Below are 17181 nucleotides of genomic sequence, written 5' to 3' on the forward strand. Positions count from 1 at the left end.
GGAGTAATCAGGAATAAGCGGTAGGTTCAGGCAGCGTACCGTCGAGCGCATAGCGTCCGAGGTCGCGGATTTTGTAATCGACAGGATCGTGCAGTGTGTGCACGCGGGCGTTGCGCCAATAACGGTCGAAGCCATATTTGGACGACGTCGAACGGGCACCGGTCAGCTCGAAGATCTCGCTGCTGACTTCCACGCCGGCACGGTGAGCCAGCACCTTGGCCTCGGCCACGCTCACCGCCAGCTCGCCGCGCTGCTGCGCGGTGACGGCGGCGCCAAGGCGGAACACCCGCTCCAGCTCCTGCGCCGCCTGATCGGCCAACACCGACGCCGGCCGCAGCTTGAGCCACAACTGGCCGAAGCGGTGCTGCACCAGCGGATCGGCGCCGGCGGCATCCGCCCCGGACGCGAACCACGGCCGCGCCTCATGCGCCAGATAGCCGCGCGCCGCTTCGAACGCGCCTTCACCGATACCCAGATACAGATTCGCCATCACCAATTGCGCCACCTGCGAACGCAGGCTGGCCTGCGCGTTTGGCGTAACGCCCGGCGCTTGCAGCACCTGCGTAGATGGCAGCGACACCTGATTGAAATGCACATTGCCGCTGTCGGTCTGCTTCTGACCGAAGGCATCCCAGTCGGCCTGCACGCTGACGCCCAGCTGGCGCGTAGGCACCACGCCGATCAGCGCCGACTGCGTCGGCTCGTGCCAGGCCGAGATGGTCAGCCAGTCCGAGCCCACCGAGCCGGAGGAAAAGCTCTTCACGCCATCCAGCTGAAAGCCGTAGTCGGCGTCGGTGGCGAGGGTGCGCTTGTCGAGCGGATTAAGCGCGTTACCCCAGAACAGATTCTGTTCCACGGTCTGGGTCAGGAAGCGGCGCTGCTGCTGGGCCGAGCCATATAACTGTATGCCCGCCAGTTGCAAATGATGGAAGCCGAACAAATGCGCCAGCGCGCTGTCGGCGCGCGCCAGTATACGTATTACTTGGTAAACCGTGGTCCATTCAGCGCCCTGGCCGCCATATGCGGTGGGGATGGACAAAGTTAGCAGGCCGGAGTCGCGTATCCATTCGCGTTCCTGCGCCGCGTGGCCGCCAGCCTGGTCGCGCGCATTGGCGGTGGTGGCCAGCCGCTGCGCCAGTTCGGTGGCGATGGCCAACGGATCGTGCGCACGGTTGTGCGACGTTTTGCGTAGTGCTTGAGACATGGTATGTCCGTCGTCTTGGTATCGGTGTTTTTAGTATGTCATCCCGTCCTAAACGCAGTACACGAAGAATTCCGGCTTTTCATATGCGGAAAACGCATGCATCGGATTCTGCATATCAACGTGTAAAACTATTCGTTTTGATTTCATTAGTACGGATTTATGCTAAACGCCACCATTTAGATTAGGGGACAACCATGAGCATTCTTCTCGTCAGCGGCAGCCCGGCTGCACCTTCCAGCACCGGTCGTTTGCTGGAACACGTCGGCGACAAACTGGCCTCGCTCGGCCATCGCCACAGCAAGCTGCAGGTGCGCGAGCTGCCGGCGAAGGCGCTGTTGCACGCGGATTTTGCCGACCTGGCGATCAAGCGCGCGCTGCAGGCAGTGGAAGAAGCGGATGCGATCGTGGTGGCCACCCCTATTTATAAAGCCGCTTACACCGGCATTCTGAAAGCCTTTCTCGACCTGCTGCCGCAGGATGGCCTGAAGGGCAAGCTGGTACTGCCTTTGGCTACTGGCGGCAGTCAGTCGCACATGCTGGCGCTGGACTATGCGCTGCGCCCGGTGTTTCAGGCGCTGGATGCGCGCCAGGTGTTCACCAGCGTGTACGCCACCTCGCAGCAGCTGACCTGGAACGATGTCACCGGCCTGACCATCGATCCGTCCATTGCGTGGCGCGTGCAGGCCGGCGTGGATGATCTGTCGGCGGCGCTGAACGCGCTGCGCGGCCAGCAGGACGATGTATTCGTGACACAGCCGCAGCCAGTGCGTCTGGCCCGTTAAGGAGCTGACGATGGGATTCGATCAGAAGCGCGCTTCGCGCCGCCATACTCTGGGTCTGCTGTTCGCGGCGGGCGTGATGGCCGCTGCCGGCGGCAACGCTCAGGCGCAGGCGGCGGGCAAGCAGGAAATCCGTATCGGCTACCAGAAATACGGCACGCTGACGCTGCTGAAGGGACGCGGCACGCTGGAGCAGCGTCTGGCCGCGCGCAACGTCACGGTGAAGTGGACCGAATTCCCGGCCGGCCCGCAGCTGCTGGAAGGGCTGAACGTTGGCAGCGTCGATTTCGGCACGGTGGGCGAAGCGCCGCCGATTTTCGCGCAGGCGGCTGGCGCCAATCTGGTTTATGTCGGCAACGAGCCGCCATCGCCGGCCAGCGAAGCGATCGTGGTGCCGAAGACGTCAACGCTGCGCAGCGTGTTCGAACTTAAAGGTAAAAAGGTCGCGCTGAACAAAGGCTCCAACGTGCATTACCTGCTGGTGAAAGCGCTGGAGAAAGCCGGCCTGGCCTACAAGGATATCGAAGTGGTGTATCTGACGCCGGCCGACGCGCGTGCCGCGTTTGAGCGCGGCAGCATCGACGCCTGGGTGATCTGGGACCCGTTCCTGGCCGCCGCCGAAAAGCAGCTCAGCGCGCGCGTGCTGGCCGATGGCAAAGGGCTGGTGGCCAATCACCAGTTCTATCTGGCGGCGCGGCCATGGGCCGAGAAGAACGCGGATCTGGTGCGCATCGTGCTGGAGGAAATCGGCAAGGTGGATGACTGGGGCGCCAAGAGTCCGAAGGAAGTCGCGACCATCCTGTCGGCCCAGACCGGGCTGGATCTGGACGTGGTGGCGCTGGCCGCCAGCCGCTATAGCTACGGCGTGAAGCCGATCACCGTCGAGGTGCTGGAGCAGCAGCAAAAGCTGGCCGACGCTTTCGCCAATCTGAAATTGATCCCGAAACCGATTGCGGTCAAGGATGCACAACTGCCAGCCAAGCAGCTGGCGGCGCAATAAGGAAGTCAAGATGTCTTTGAATTTGTTCTGGTTTATCCCTACCCACGGCGACAGCCGCTATCTCGGCACCTCCAAGGGCGCGCGCGCCATCGACGCCAACTATCTGAAGCAGGTGGCGGTGGCCGCCGACACGCTGGGTTATGACGGCGTGCTGCTGCCCACCGGCCGCTCCTGCGAAGATGCGTGGGTGGTGGCGTCGTCGCTGATCCATGTGACGCAGAATCTGAAGTTCCTGGTCGCGATCCGGCCGGGCCTGACCACGCCGGGACTGGCGGTGCGCATGGCGTCGACCTTCGACCGCATGTCGAACGGCCGCCTGCTGATCAACGTCGTCACCGGCGGCGACCAGGGCGAGCTGGAAGCGGATGGTTTGTATGCGGACCACGCCAAGCGCTATGAGATCTCGGATGAATTCATCCGCGTGTGGCGCGCCTCGCTGGCCGGCGAGGGCGGCGACAAGGGCTACGATTTCGACGGCAAGCACATTAAAGTGAAGGGCGCGAAGACGCTGTACCCGCCGGTACAGAAGCCGCACCCACCGCTGTACTTTGGTGGCTCGTCGGAGCCTGCGCACGAACTGGCGGCCGAGCAGATGGACGTCTACCTGACCTGGGGCGAGCCGCCGGCCGCGGTGGCGGCCAAGCTGGCCGATATCCGCGCCCGCGCCGCCAAGCGTGGCCGCACCGTCAAATTCGGCATCCGGTTGCACGTCATCGTGCGTGAAACGAATGAGGAAGCCTGGCGCGCCGCCGATGAGCTGATCAGCCATCTGGATGATGAAACCATCACCAAGGCGCAGGCGTCGTTCGCCAAAATGGATTCGGTAGGACAGCAAAGAATGGCAGCTTTGCACGGTGGCCGCCGTGACAAGCTCGAAGTATCCCCCAACCTCTGGGCCGGCGTGGGACTGGTGCGTGGTGGCGCCGGAACCGCGCTGGTGGGGGACCCCGACACCGTGGCCGCGCGTATCCGTGAATACGCCGACCTGGGTATCGAGACCTTCATCTTCTCGGGTTATCCGCACCTGGAAGAGTCGTATCGTTTCGCGGAGCTGGTGTTCCCGCTGCTGGGCAAGGGCAAGGATCATGGCGAACAATCGCTGACCGGACCATTTGGTGAAATCATGGCCAGCGATATCCTGCCCAAGCAGAAGGCGGCATAAGATGAAGCACAAGCAAAGTGTATGGACGCCGTGGATACTGCCGGTACTGCTGATCGTAGTGTGGCAGCTGTCTTCTCAACTGGGTTGGCTGTCCAGCCGCATCCTGCCGGAGCCATGGGCGGTGGCCAAGGCTTTCTGGACGTTGGCTGTATCGGGCGAATTGTGGGTGCATCTGCGTACCAGTTTGTGGCGCGCCGCCAGCGGCTTCGCTATCGGCGCCGGCCTCGGTCTGGCGCTTGGCCTGCTGACCGGCAGCTTCCGCCGCGCCGAAACGCTGCTCGATACCACGCTGCAGATGATCCGCAATATTCCGGCGCTGGCGCTGATACCGCTGGTGATTCTGTGGTTCGGCATCGATGAAACGGCCAAGCTGTTCCTGCTGGCAGTGGGCGTGTTCTTCCCGGTGTATCTGAATACCTTCCACGGCATCCGCTCGGCGGATCAGGGACTGATTGAGATGGCGCGCAGCTATGGCCTGTCCGGCTGGCCGCTGTACCGTGACGTGATTCTGCCGGCGGCGCTGCCGTCGATTCTGGTGGGCGTGCGTTTTTCGCTTGGCCTGGTGTGGGTGCTGCTGATCGTGGCCGAAACCATCTCGGCGCAAGCCGGCATCGGCTACATGACCATGAACGCCCGCGAATTCCTGCAGACCGACGTGGTGCTGGTGGGGATATTGTTGTACGCCTTGCTGGGCAAGGCTGCCGATCTGGTGTCGCGCGGGATGGAGAAGCACTTCCTGCGCTGGAACCCGGCATACCGTTAAGGAGAACGCATGTTTATATCGACCGCTTTATTCGACACCGGCGCACTGCCGCGCGAAAGCGCCACCTGGACTTCGGCGCAACCACCGCGCCGCCAGGGCGTGTCGCTGGCACTGGATGGCGTCAGCAAATCGTACGGCACGCGCAAGGTGCTGAAGGATGTGCAACTGGATCTGCAGCCAGGTGAATTCGTCGCCATCGTCGGCCGCAGCGGCTGCGGCAAAAGCACGCTGCTGCGCGCGATCGCCGGGCTGGAGACGGCAGAAGAGGGCAGCATCAAGGTCGGCACCGGCAGTCTGGCCGCCAGCATTCGCATCATGTTCCAGGAGGCGCGTCTGCTGCCGTGGAAGACGGTGCTGGAGAATGTCGCGATTGGCCTGCCACGTTCGTTGAACGCGGCGGCGGCCACGCTGGCCACGGTGGGGCTGGCCGAGCGTGCCGATGACTGGCCTTCGGAACTGTCCGGCGGCCAGCGTCAGCGCGTGGCACTGGCGCGCGCGCTGCTGCACGAGCCGCAGTTGCTGCTGCTGGATGAGCCGTTGGGCGCACTGGACGCGCTGACCCGCATCGAGATGCAGCAGATGATCGAAACCCTGTGGCTGCAACGCGGCTTCACCGCAGTGCTGGTCACGCACGATGTGCAGGAAGCGCTGGCATTGGCCGACCGCGTGGTGCTGATTGAAGAAGGGCGCATTACGCTGGATCTGAAGGTTGACCTGCCGCGTCCGCGCGCGCGTGGCAATGCCGGCTTTGCCGCGCTGGAGCAGCGCCTGCTGAGCCGCATCCTGAATCAAACTCCCGCCGATCCGGCCATCGCGGCCGCCGCCTGACCCGTCGGCCGGCTCCCCGGGAGGGTTAGCCGGCCGCACGTCTAAAGCCAGATACCACTTTGACATCGCTCCGTTATCATGACGGCCAGCCGTATGATCGATTTTCTCGATAGTAAAGCGGTAAATTTTTCGTTTTACAACTTTAGATGTCGCGAGCATAATCGTCCTCACTCGAACAATCTTGTTCCCCACTTTAGGAGTTGCTAAATGAAAAAAATCGTTGCCTTGCTGATCGCCGCTGGTGTTTCCATGACCGCGTTTGCCGCGCCTGATACCTTTACCTCGGACGACAACCACACTTTCTCCAGCTTCAGCTACAGCCACTTCGGCTACTCGACTCAGCAAAGCCGCTTCAACAGCACCAAGGCCAAGATCACCCTGGACCGCGCCGCCAAGACCGGTTCGGTAGAAGCCACCATCGACGCTAAATCGGTCGACACCGGCTCCAAGCTGTTCGATCAGCACATCCAGGGCGAAAACTTCCTGGACACCGCCAAGTTCCCGACCATCAGCTACAAGTCGACCAAAGTGAACTTTAACGGTGACGTGCCAGCCAGCGTGGAAGGCAATCTGACCGTGAAAGGCGTGACCAAGCCAGTGACCCTGACCATCACCAACTTCCACTGCGCGGATCACCCAATGGCCAAGAAACTGGCTTGCGGCGCCAACGCCACCGCCAAAATCAAGCGCACCGAGTTCAACGCTGGCGCCTACGCACCTAACGTTGGCGACGAAGTGACCCTGAGCTTCGCCATCGAATCGCTGAAAGACTAATACAGTCTAAGTAGGTAAAAAAACGGCGCGGTATGCTTACCGCGCCGTTTTGCATTGGGCCGCCGTCCAGCGTGCGGCCACCAGGGCACACGCCAGTCCGATGGTGCTGCCCAGCGCCACATTGAGCAATCGCTCGCCACCTAGTAGCCACGGGCCGCCCGTCAACACCAGCGCCATCGCGGCGCAGGCGCAACGCAGGCCGAAGGCCAAACGGTAGGGGCGCACGCACACCAGTGTCAGCATGGTTGCCAGCGCAATCATCAGGCGTACCGGCAGCAGGTCGGGCAGTAGCACGCCGGCAAGTATGCCGAGGCAGACGCCACCGATGGCGCCCAGCACACGGTCGCTGAATTTCTGTCGGGCGCTGATCGCATTGCCCGTCACCACGCTGACGGCGGACCAGATCACCCATTGGCCATGATCGACATGACGCCACTCGACCAGCACGGCGGCGCAGGCAACCGCGCAGCCGACGGTCATGGTTTGTTCCAGCATGGCGCCGCGTTCGCTGGCGTCGGAGTGCTGGTGACGCAGTGCCAGCCGAGTGCCATTACCGGCTCGGATCTGTTCGGCCCAGGCCAGAAGTAGCACCGGCAGTGCCGCGATCAGCAGCATCGGCAGCATCGCCAGGCTGCGGCCAAGCAGCGCTTGTGGCGCTACGCCGGCCGCGCTTTCACATGCCAGATACAGCGTAGGAATAAATGTGAAGTTGCCGAGCGAGCGCAGCCCATTGCCACCGGCCGTCACCAGCACGGATGCCATTCCCAGCAGCACGATCGTCAGCACAAACAATAGCGGCTGCGCGCTGGCCAGCGTCAGCAGCACAAAGCCGGCGCAAATGGCCAGCGCATGCATCAGCACGCCGAGTGGCGCCAGATGCGAGCGGTCCAGCGCGATCAACATCGCCACCGGCACGATGGCGGCGCTCAGCCATTCGGTATTGCCGGAGCTTGCCGCCAGCGCCAGCGGCACGCTCAATGCCAGCAGGGCGCGACCCAGCGCGCGGCCGTCCAGCACGCGTTGCAGCAGGGTGCCGGCGGCGTTGGACATCAGTCCGCCAATGCCGCCAGCACGTCGGCCGATTGACGCACCAGACCCAGCCTCGGGAAAATGAAGTCCAGCGATGCCTGGTGGTGTTCGGCGGCCGAGCAGCTCATCGCATCCTCCGCCAGCACTAGCGAGTAGCCGTGTTCATATGCTGCGCGGGCGGTCGATTCGACGCCGATATTGGTCGAAATCCCGCCCAGCACGATGGTCTTGATGCCGCGCCGGCGCAGTTGCAGATCCAGCTCGGTGCCGTGGAAGGCGCTCCATTGGCGCTTGATGATTTTGATATCGCGTTCTTCGACGGCCAGTTCGGCGGGGAAATCCCACCAGTTGGCCGGAAGGCCGCCGGACAGCGACATTGGCGCATCCACCGGCTGGCTCAGCGCATCGGCAAAATCGGCGCTCCAGCCGACGCGCACCATTACCACCGGCGCGTTCACGGCGCGGAAGCGTTGCGCCACCTTGGCGGCGGTGGTGACAACCTGTGTAGCTGGTCGCGGCGCTTGGCCAAAGCCGAGAATGCCCTCCTGCAGATCGATCAGGACGAGGGCGGTGGTGTGGGGATCAAGTTTCAGTGTCATAGTGGTTTTCCTGTATTATGAGGGAATACTCACAAATATTATATGAGGATGGACTCACAAAAGTCAACGCCGAATGTTGGGGAGGTTAAGGCCCCCAGCCGCGCCCGTGGCCACGCGCGGGTTGCCGCGCTGCTGGAAGCCGCCAGCGCGGAATTTGCCGAAAAAGGTTATGACGCGACCACCATGACGGCCATCGCGGCCCGCGCCAAGTCATCAATCGGCTCGCTGTACCAGTTCTTCCCGACCAAGGACAAGGTCGCGGGCGCGCTGATGGAGCAGTACGTGACCGAGCTGGAAGCAGCATTCGAAGCACTGCGGCAGCAGGTGGGAACGCCGCAGTTGGCGGAGCGGCTGACGACCTTGTTCGTCACCTTCCGCGCCACACATCCAGCCTTCGTTGTGCTGGCCGAGACACCGGCCGTACTAGCGGTGGGCGGCAGCGGGGTGCGTGAACGGATGCGCAGCGGCGTGGCCTCGATTCTGACCGCGATTGCACCGCAGCTGCCGGAGCAAGAAGCCGTGCTGCGCGCGACCGTGGTGCAGCACCTGATGAAAGCGGCCGTCGCACTCAGCTACGACGCCAGCGTCAGCGAGCCGAAGGCGGCCATGCTGGAACTACAGCGCATAGTGCGGGCTTACCTTGAGGAGCTAGCCTAGCTATTGGTTCACCGATGACCATTTGATGACCTACCTGATTTCCCATGGCTTTAAATATAAAGGATGCACTTCTCATGAATCACGCACTCACGATTTCCGTGCCACACCTTCACACAGAACGGCTTACGCTTCGGGAATATCGGGTTGAAGATTTCGATTTATTTGCAGACCATTTGTCGAATCCTGAAAGTTCCGCTCACTTAGGTTCGGCAGACCGCCAGACCGCTTGGCGTATCTTTAGCTCGCATGCTGGATTATGGATGCTGCACGGTGCTGGCTGGTGGTCAATAGAGGATAGGCAGACCGGGCAGCTAGTTGGCTGCGTGGGCGCTTTCTTTCGCTCCGACGCAACAGTAATGGAGCTGGGATGGAATACCTACAGAGCATTCTGGGGGAAAGGAATTGCGAACGAAGCGGCGGCGGCAGTTTTGAATTATGCGTTTGAGGTTCGACGCGAGTCGATGGTTCGGGCACTCGTCGCTCCTGGGAATGACTCATCGCTGCGTGTTGCCATGCGCCTGGGAATGAGCTACGAAAGGGCGACTGAACTGAACGGCAAGGCAATCAATAGTTATATGCGGAAGCGTACGTGAAGCGGCGGTGCGGCGCCTATCCGGCCACGCCACGAGGTAGGACTATCGAGGTATTGAGCTAATCGTCTGCCTGCTTTAAGCTGTTGTCTTTTAGGTATCGCAGACTTTAAACATGGGTTCATCCTGGGATAGGTTGTCGGTTACTCCGCAGCCTGGGCGGCAAGGTCGCGCCTGGTGGATGGCGGCGTTGCTCGCCATCGCCTGTCCCGTATGGTCTGTCGCATCGGCCAGCGATCCGTTGCCGTTCTGGCGCTCCAGCCTGTCGCACCAGGCATGGACCAAGCGGGACGGCGCACCGTCCAATCCCCGCGCAGTGGTGCAGGACAGCACCGGCATGTTATGGTTTGGCGCTGCCGACGGCCTGTTCCGATTTGATGGCGTACAGTTCGAGCGCGTCGAGACTATTGGCGGCAACAAGCTGCTGTCGTCCAATGTCAGCGCGCTGGCCGTGTCCGGCGATACATTGTGGGTGGGCTATACCTTTGGCGGCATCAGCGTATTCCGGCATGGCGCGGTACAGCACTACGGCGAAGCGGAGGGCGTTCCGCCCAGCGGCATCACGCAATTTGGTTTGACCGCCGATGGCACGCGCTGGTTTTCCAGTGCATCCGGCATCCATTGGCTCGACGGTGCCCGGTGGCGGCGGGTAACGCCTGCCGATGGTTTGCCGGATGGCGATCAACCCAACTTCAATGTCTTGCACGATGGCAGCCTGCTGGTCACCCAACTCGCCGGCCTGTATCGCAGCGTGCCCGGCACGCATAGCTTCCGCAAAGTTGAAGGGACGGGCAGCATGCAGCCCAGTCAGGTGGGCCCCGATGGCACGGTGATCGTGATCAAATTCGGAGAAACGCTCAATCTCTTCGACCCAGTCTCCGAAACCTCGAAGCCGCTGCGCTTGCCTGAAACCGGCGTCATGCCCTATAGCGTCCATCGGGATCGCCGCAACGCGTGGTGGATCGGCCTTGGGGACGGCATGCGCGTTTACACCCCCGACTTCAAACTGAAGAAGCAACTGCTGGCGCCGTTCGGTTTCAGCGCCGTGCGCGTCTTCAGAGCACCATTTGATGATCGTGAAGGCAATCTCTGGTTCATGACCGAGAATGGCGTGGACCGGATACGCGAGAGCCGTTTGTCGGTGCAAGACATGCCGACTGGCAGCACCGATTTCAGCATCACGGCCGGCCCCGATGGCGAGGTCTGGATTAGCAGCCATTCGTCATTGGACCCGATCTCGCCCCCGACCTTCGCCATCGCCGCCGACGGCCATCGCATTCCGAGCAGTATGGAGTCCGCCACCGCCGGCACGCTCGCCGCCGACGGCAGCCTGTGGTTTGCCAACGTGCACGCGGTGTGGAACCGGCGCGGTGACAAGGTACAGCGCTGGCCGCTGCCACCCGAGCTGATACAACAGCCGGCACAGGCGGTGGCGATGGCGGACGACGGACGGCTGTGGGTTTCGATCGCGCGGCGCGGCGTCTATACCATCAAGGACGGTGCCTGGCAGGCCGGCGGTGGCCATGCCGCGTTGGCCACGCGCACCGCGAATGCGCTGCATGCCGACGCTGATGGGCGGATCTGGTTCGGCTACCCCGGCAATCTCATCGCCATGCTGCAGAATGGCAGTATCCAACAGTTTGGTCCCGACGACGGCCTGGCGGTCGGCAACGTGCTGACCATGTTCAGCCGCCGTGGCACACTGTGGGTCGGCGGCGACCAAGGGCTGGCGCGCTTGCACCAGGGACGCTTCGTCACACTGAGCGACAGTGCTGGCCGGCCCTTTGTCGGCGTCTCCGGCATCGTGCAGACGGCGGCCGGCGAGCTATGGCTGCAAGGCGTCGACGGCCTGTTCCGAATCGACGCCGCCAACCTGGCTGCCGTGCTGCGCGGCGGCCAGTCGCGGGTCGCCGCAGAGCGGTTCGACCACCTCGATGGCCATGCGGGCGCGGCCAGCCAGGTGCGTCCGCTTGATACGCTGATCGAGGCTGGCGATGGCCGTTTGTGGTACGCGACCTCCGCCAGTGTGGGCGTGATCGATCCGCGTCAGATCCCCCGCAACCCGGTACGGCCAACGCCGCTGATTACCTGGCTCAACACGGATAGCCAGCGCTACCGCGCCGTCAATGGCCTGGGCCTGCCCAAACATACCCACAATCTGCGGATCGACTTCACCGCCGCCGTGCTCTCAGTCCCGGAGCGGGCGCGTTTCCGCACCCGCTTGATCGGACAGGACCACGAATGGCGTGACGCAGGCGCGCTGCGCCAGGCGTTCTACACCAACCTCGGTCCCGGTGACTACCGCTTCGAAGTGATGGCCTCCAACGAGGATGGGCTGGCGAGCATTGCTCCCGCGAGCCTGTCCTTCAGTATCGAACCGGAATTTTATCAAACCACCTGGTTCAAACTGGCGTGCGCGGCAATGATAGCGGGCGGCTTGTATTGGCTGTATTTACGGCGCATGAGGCAAATGACCGCCAGCGTGATCGAGCGCATCAACGCACGCCTGGAAGAGCGCGAACGCATCGCGCGCACACTGCACGACACCTTCCTGCAAAGCGTGCAAGCGCTGATCTTTCGTTTTCAAGGCATCAAGGCGGCGTTGCCCCGAAATGATTTAGTCCAGCAGCAAATCGATGCCGCGCTCGACGCCGCCGATGCGGTGCTCGACGAGGGCCGTGACCAGTTGATGGACCTGCGCGTGAATCGCGCCTGCAGCGGCGATCTGGCGCCGACGCTGAGCGCGGTGTGCGGCGCAGCCGGCGCGCACCATGGCGTGCTGTTCTCGCTGCGGGAGCAGGGCACCCGACGCGCGCTGAAAGCCGAGGCCCAGGATGAGTTGTACGCCATCGCCAAGGAAGCGGTATTGAATGCGATGCGCCATTCCGGCAGCAACGCGGTAGTGGCCGAGCTATCGTATGACGCAGCCAGCTTCACCTTGCTGATCCGCGACCAAGGCAAGGGGCTCGATGATGCGGTGCGAAAGACCGGTCGGCGCGAGCGCCACTGGGGCTTGGTCGGAATGCGGGAGCGCGCCGCCCGCATTGGTGGCCAACTGCAGATTCATAGCGCACCTAGTGATGGGACCTCCGTCATGGTGACGCTACCCGCCAGCCTGGCCTACTGTTAAGCGGAGCAGGTTCGTTATTGACGATATTATTCCCCACTCCAGCTTGGTATTAAGAAGTACCTCTTCCATTAAAATCACGACTGCATTTAGATGGAAACTAAAGGGCCAAGTTCCATGCAATATAGAACTCAGCCCTTGGCTGGCTAGCAAACCAAACCGTCCAACTATTGGAAGCAGTTCAAATCCACAGGCCGTTATAAATTCAGTAGCGAGTTACTTTGGTTTGCAAGGTGCCCATGGTGCAGGGTTGTCAGCAGAGCAGTCGAATGCCATCACAGGCGTAGCAGAAACAACAAAGCCTACAGCCATGAAGGCGGCAATCAGTTTGATAATTTTAGCCATTGTTCGCTTTCCGGTTGAGATTAAAGAAGTCACCAATTTTTGAAATTAAAAAGGCAACATTTGAATGATATTCAAAATTCTACCGTCGCACAAATTGTTTTTAAAAAATTAATAAAGTGATTTCTTGGAAAAGATTGGTAGTGGTATTTACTGTAAAGTAGAGAGTAAATTGGAGCTTGCCATGTTCAGATGCATCACTTCCTTGTTAGCTTGGACCTGCCTGATTGGTCTGCTGGCTAGCGCGCGTGCCGCTGATTGGCAAGGGGATCCTAATGTCGAATACAAAAAAGGCCATTATGAGCTGGCATTACGTGGGTTTTCCTCGCGCGCATGGGAGGGCGATGAGGTGGCGCAAGATAACCTCGGCATGATGTACGCCAACGGAGAGGGAACGCCTCGTGATTTCCAACAGGCGGCGGTCTGGTATCGGAAATCAGCACAGCAGGGTTACGCGCCGGCGCAGCGTCATCTTGCTGGCCTTTATGAGAATGGTAATGGGGTTGCGTTCGATATTAGCGCTGCGCTGGAGTGTTATCGCAAGGCGGTTGCCCAGAATTTTGTGCCTGCGCAGCGTGATATGGGCATTCTGCTGTCTGCTGCGAAGGCCGGAGCATTTCAGGACCTTGATACCGCAAAAATATTGCTAACTCAAGCGAAACAACATGGTGATCCAATCGCTGAAGAGCGATTGGAGGCGATGCAGATGCAAGCAAATGAGCAAGCCCATGCACAGCGTCTGCAACAGGATCCATTAGCTGATTTGCGAGCACGCGCCGCTGCCAACGACGCCGAGTCCGCGTACCAAATGGCGGTAGCTTACGCAAGAGGGCAATTGATAAATGAAAATTGGCAAGAAGCTGAACGGTGGTATCAGAAGGCTGCAAACCACGGCCACGCTGCAGCCCAGTTTGAACTTGGCTTGGAATATAGCAGCGGCAAACACCGCGCTACCGATTATGTTGAGGCAGCCTACTGGTACCGAAAGGCGGCAAGTCAAGGTTTGCCGAAGGCTGCGAACAACCTTGGGGCACTGTATGACCAAGGATACGGTGTCGCGCTTGATCGTACTCAGGCCGCTGTCTGGTTTAGCAAAGGTGCCGAAGGCGGCGACGCCGATGCCCAGTTTAATTTGGGCAGTATGTACTGGTTGGGCCACGGAGTGCAAAAAGACATTGGACGTGCCGCGCACTGGTTCCTGCTTGCTGCTCAACAAGGGCACAGCGCGGCGCGGCAAAAGCTGGCCTATCTCTATAGCAATCGTATTCCGCTCCCGGCGGAAGTGACGCAGAGCCAGGTATGGGCCGAGCTCGCACGAGAATCAGCAGGGTGAATTCGCTCGTGTCAATCACGCAGCCTCGCGTTGATGTTTAAGCAAGAAGGCATGGGCAAGATAGCCTGAGCTTTGGACAGGGAATGATTGGACTCACTTACACTAGCTCGTACTTGGCCAGACACACAGCGTCCGATTACTGACCGGCGAAATCCGCCCCATTGCGGAAGTCTGGACTTCAATCACTATAATCAGAAGTCAAATTCATTTTCTTGAAAAACAGAATTCAGATGCTCTGTCAAATAGTATGCTTGCTCAAGCGTTGGCGGCTTACGAAGGGTTCGTGGAACACCATTCAGCAGTTCATTGTCCTGTAGATTCTTCGAGATATGCATGTCCCCATGTTCATCAAATCCAATTAATCCAGAATCGAACAGCGCATCCAAATTCGCAACGAGAGGCAGGCCGTTATTCGGATCCAGGCGCTCGTCATCATCGGATTCTCGCCATGGTTTTGCATGTGATGCTCTGAGAACGGGCAGCACAGCACATCCGGTCAGCGCGCATTGATTGTTCCACAGTTCTAAAAGTTCTTTACGATATTTCCCCTGACCGAGTCGAGCCATAATTAATGTTGCTCGCATGGTCGGGTTTTTACTATATTCTTCTTCTACCTTCTCAATGTCTGTGTCAATCGACGCAGACTCCCCAAGCTCTTTAAATTCCGTCACGATTACCCCTTTCGGCACGATACGAAATCCAAGATTCTGTAACATACCGTGCCATTTGCCATCTTTTGCCCCTGCAAAATCCGATGGAAGCATGCCACCCAATTTTGCGAATTCACGAGAAATTGAGACTATTGCTTTGGGAGGATATGGTTCACCGTTAATGATAACATCATATCGAGTGCTGTCTCGAAACCCGTTGTATCCTGGGTGTTGCTTCCAGAACTCTGCGGCTTTTTCGACATGAGATGCGCGAACTGTGTTTTTCTTTATTGGCACTTTTGAATTCCTTGTTCCGGACTAAATTATCTTCTCACCTTGCTCAAATCCTTAGCAATATCTTGCTGACGCCGCCCCAACGCAGGATAATCTGAATATCAGACGTCCGGGTCTTTGTTTTGGATAAGAGTTGTAAGCACCTTCCGGTGGATGATCTACATAAATCACGACAACGCGGAAAGTCTTTCCGCTTGTATCGGGTCTTTGTTTAACCAAAGCTCCCGAGCGAATCGCAGTGCCGTAGAAATCTAGTTTCTTTTTCAGTAGGATCGTTCATGTAGTTTGGCTATAAAAGGTAATTTTTTAAACCGCTAGTTTTAACGTTCTTTTGTCTGATGTTATTGGCCCTGACCACGGCTATCGCGGAGGTTGGCGATATGACCGTAATCGATGCGATTGGCACTAAGCCGAACTCTTCAGAAGCTGTGCTATTGCTACATCAGATGCGGCCTTGGGATACTGAATCAATGACCGGCCGGTATTGGCAGAACTCGCCGATGTGGAAGAGCATAGCATCCTGCTCATCTGAAATACGCCAAAATCTCATAAGCTTGGGGGGCAATATTCCTCCATTCGCAGTCCTCTAATATGAAAAGTATTTCTCAGTTAGCTAGTGGTGCTGGGGCCGCCCCCAGGCCTCCGTCAAGCTGGCCCCATCAGGCGCAATAATCTGCCGCTGGGCCGTCACGGGACTACTGCCCATAACGTTCTTTTAATAACTTCTCAATTTTCTCGGGAAGTTGCAAGAAGTTATCTGCAATTAGAGTTGAAAATGGCAATTTGCATTCTTCAAGCATTCCAGCTATAAAGCTATCTGCCCGAAAAACATCAACGTAAGGCAAATAAATTGCATGATAACAATCGGGGAAATCGCTTGCCATCGGACGCCTCGGCATTTTTGTTGCAACTGATCTACGTGCTATATGCATTGCCAACGTAACCGAGCAAGTTAGGCCTGGTGTGGCTTTCCAGGGATCATTCATCGGCTTGGGTGTTGAGCCGATTTGCAGAGCCATGCTATTTGCTAATTTGTTACTGCTTTCCGCTAGAACTTCTTGAAATGCCCGATGAGACATTTCAAGAAGGGTTTTATTATTTATTCCAATTTCATTCTGTTGTTTTTTAAATAAATCAAATTCCTGTCGCGCGCTAGAAAGTGCAGCTTCAAATTCCTTCCCTAAGAATCGAAGATTACTCGAAATAGCAAAAGCACTTTCCCAATCTTTTTCGTACCATTTGCCAAAAACTTCCAAATTATTTACCGAATTGTGCAGCGCTCTCACAGCGTCATTTCGGGATGATTCGCCCATGAAGTATTTCTTAACAATCCGAACAGCTTCTAACGTCAGGGGCAGATTGTTTGCCACAATGTTGCCACTCGCGCTATTTGCAGCACGCATCTCGCCATACCAAAGAGCTGTGGGCTTTCCATCTTTTAAATATTTTCGTTTTGCCTCCCGCCCCATTTTTTCAACATCCTTGCGTACCGAATCCTCAACATCCGGAACAATTTCAGATAGATCGAATAACGCCGGCAACCAACTGCCGTCGTTGCGGAAAATTCTCATATAATCTTTCTTAAGATCTAAAGTGTTTGATGAGGATACCTCGAATTCGATTAGATCTATGGGGTGAATTAAAGAATTATTTCCGCAAATAAGATTAATGGTTTTTAATCTATCAAGCGCAAAATTAATAGCATCTTGTGATTTTGGGGAGGCTTCAACAACATGTGCTTCGCTAAATCTAATTTGAATTAGTCCTAAATCTCGTTTTTCAATAAGATATCGAATTGTATTGGAATAATCTTTAGATTTTTTATTGACGTTCACAACGTCAGAAAAATCGCTACTGTCCAAATATATTTGAATTGGTCGCACATTAATCCTTTATTTCGATGAGAGAGATTCCCATGCCAGTATTATCATTGCTCCGCTTGAGATGCGTCTGCTATTGGCCGCATGCAGCCTAAGTGGTCAGGATAGCATCTTGCTTGCGTGCAAAATTCACGATTTGTCACACGGGGTAGATAGACCCCAAACCGGTT

16 protein-coding genes are annotated in these 17181 nt (G+C 58.2%); 10 read left to right on the forward strand and 6 right to left on the reverse strand.

Features of this window, described 5'->3' with window-relative positions; all coding sequences use genetic code 11:
* Positions 1-7: 7 nt before the first annotated feature.
* Positions 8-1204, reverse strand: a complete 1197-nt coding sequence (locus tag GJ699_RS11605) for an acyl-CoA dehydrogenase family protein (RefSeq protein WP_154376284.1) — start codon at positions 1202-1204, stop codon at positions 8-10.
* A gap of 194 nt (positions 1205-1398) precedes the next feature.
* Here GJ699_RS11605 and ssuE point away from each other — a divergent pair, with 194 nt between their 5' ends.
* The 6 genes from ssuE to GJ699_RS11635 all read left to right on the forward strand — a co-directional run bounded on the left by ssuE (position 1399) and on the right by GJ699_RS11635 (position 6510).
* Entirely contained in the window at positions 1399-1986 is a 588-nt protein-coding gene (gene ssuE, locus GJ699_RS11610; protein ID WP_154376286.1) for an NADPH-dependent FMN reductase, read from the forward strand.
* Between the two features lie 10 nt (positions 1987-1996).
* Positions 1997-2983, forward strand: a complete 987-nt coding sequence (locus GJ699_RS11615) for a sulfonate ABC transporter substrate-binding protein (RefSeq protein ID WP_154376288.1) — start codon at positions 1997-1999, stop codon at positions 2981-2983.
* Positions 2984-2999: 16 nt separating this feature from the next.
* Positions 3000-4145, forward strand: a complete 1146-nt coding sequence (gene ssuD, locus GJ699_RS11620; RefSeq protein ID WP_195763533.1) for an FMNH2-dependent alkanesulfonate monooxygenase — start codon at positions 3000-3002, stop codon at positions 4143-4145.
* Between the two features lies 1 nt (position 4146).
* Positions 4147-4908, forward strand: a complete 762-nt coding sequence (ssuC, locus tag GJ699_RS11625) for an aliphatic sulfonate ABC transporter permease SsuC (RefSeq protein WP_154376292.1) — start codon at positions 4147-4149, stop codon at positions 4906-4908.
* A 9-nt stretch (positions 4909-4917) separates the two neighbouring features.
* The gene (locus tag GJ699_RS11630) at positions 4918-5736 is read left to right on the forward strand and encodes an ATP-binding cassette domain-containing protein (RefSeq protein WP_154376294.1); all 819 of its coding nucleotides are present in this window, start codon (positions 4918-4920) and stop codon (positions 5734-5736) included.
* 207 nt (positions 5737-5943) lie between these two features.
* Entirely contained in the window at positions 5944-6510 is a 567-nt protein-coding gene (locus GJ699_RS11635; RefSeq protein ID WP_154376296.1) for a YceI family protein, read from the forward strand.
* 36 nt (positions 6511-6546) lie between these two features.
* Here GJ699_RS11635 and GJ699_RS11640 read toward each other — a convergent pair whose 3' ends face one another.
* The gene (locus tag GJ699_RS11640) at positions 6547-7560 is read right to left on the reverse strand and encodes an FUSC family protein (protein WP_154376298.1); all 1014 of its coding nucleotides are present in this window, start codon (positions 7558-7560) and stop codon (positions 6547-6549) included.
* Complete coding sequence (locus tag GJ699_RS11645) at positions 7560-8138, reverse strand: hydrolase (RefSeq protein ID WP_229262066.1); 579 nt, start codon at positions 8136-8138, stop codon at positions 7560-7562. Before GJ699_RS11645 ends, GJ699_RS11640 begins: the two co-directional genes overlap by 1 nt.
* A 48-nt stretch (positions 8139-8186) precedes the next feature.
* Between GJ699_RS11645 and GJ699_RS11650 the strand changes: the two genes are divergently transcribed.
* The 3 genes from GJ699_RS11650 (at position 8187) to GJ699_RS11660 (ending at position 12515) form a co-directional block, all read left to right on the forward strand.
* A complete protein-coding gene (locus GJ699_RS11650) occupies positions 8187-8795 on the forward strand; it encodes a TetR/AcrR family transcriptional regulator (protein ID WP_195763523.1) in 609 nt (202 codons plus the stop codon).
* A gap of 74 nt (positions 8796-8869) precedes the next feature.
* On the forward strand, positions 8870-9388 hold the full coding sequence (locus tag GJ699_RS11655; protein ID WP_195763524.1) for a GNAT family N-acetyltransferase: 519 nt from the start codon (positions 8870-8872) through the stop codon (positions 9386-9388).
* Positions 9389-9521: 133 nt separating this feature from the next.
* The gene (locus GJ699_RS11660) at positions 9522-12515 is read left to right on the forward strand and encodes a sensor histidine kinase (RefSeq protein ID WP_195763525.1); all 2994 of its coding nucleotides are present in this window, start codon (positions 9522-9524) and stop codon (positions 12513-12515) included.
* A gap of 213 nt (positions 12516-12728) precedes the next feature.
* Here GJ699_RS11660 and GJ699_RS34965 read toward each other — a convergent pair whose 3' ends face one another.
* Positions 12729-12857 (reverse strand): hypothetical protein, encoded by a 129-nt coding sequence (locus GJ699_RS34965; RefSeq protein ID WP_267877715.1) that lies wholly within the window; start codon positions 12855-12857, stop codon positions 12729-12731.
* 124 nt (positions 12858-12981) lie between these two features.
* On the opposite strand from GJ699_RS34965, the gene GJ699_RS11665 reads away from it, so the two are divergent.
* Positions 12982-14187 carry a tetratricopeptide repeat protein gene (locus tag GJ699_RS11665; protein ID WP_154376305.1) on the forward strand — a complete coding sequence of 402 codons (1206 nt, stop codon included), beginning with the start codon at positions 12982-12984 and terminating at the stop codon, positions 14185-14187.
* Between the two features lie 191 nt (positions 14188-14378).
* Here the strand turns inward: GJ699_RS11665 and GJ699_RS34535 are convergent, their stop codons facing one another.
* Both GJ699_RS34535 and GJ699_RS11675 read right to left on the reverse strand, forming a co-directional pair.
* Positions 14379-15134 carry an HNH endonuclease gene (locus tag GJ699_RS34535; protein ID WP_154376307.1) on the reverse strand — a complete coding sequence of 252 codons (756 nt, stop codon included), beginning with the start codon at positions 15132-15134 and terminating at the stop codon, positions 14379-14381.
* A 692-nt stretch (positions 15135-15826) separates the two neighbouring features.
* Positions 15827-17014 carry a hypothetical protein gene (locus GJ699_RS11675; protein WP_154376309.1) on the reverse strand — a complete coding sequence of 396 codons (1188 nt, stop codon included), beginning with the start codon at positions 17012-17014 and terminating at the stop codon, positions 15827-15829.
* Between the last annotated feature and the right edge of the window lie 167 nt (positions 17015-17181).

The organism is Duganella guangzhouensis (genome assembly GCF_009674535.1).
GTDB lineage: Bacteria > Pseudomonadota > Gammaproteobacteria > Burkholderiales > Burkholderiaceae_D > Rugamonas > Rugamonas guangzhouensis.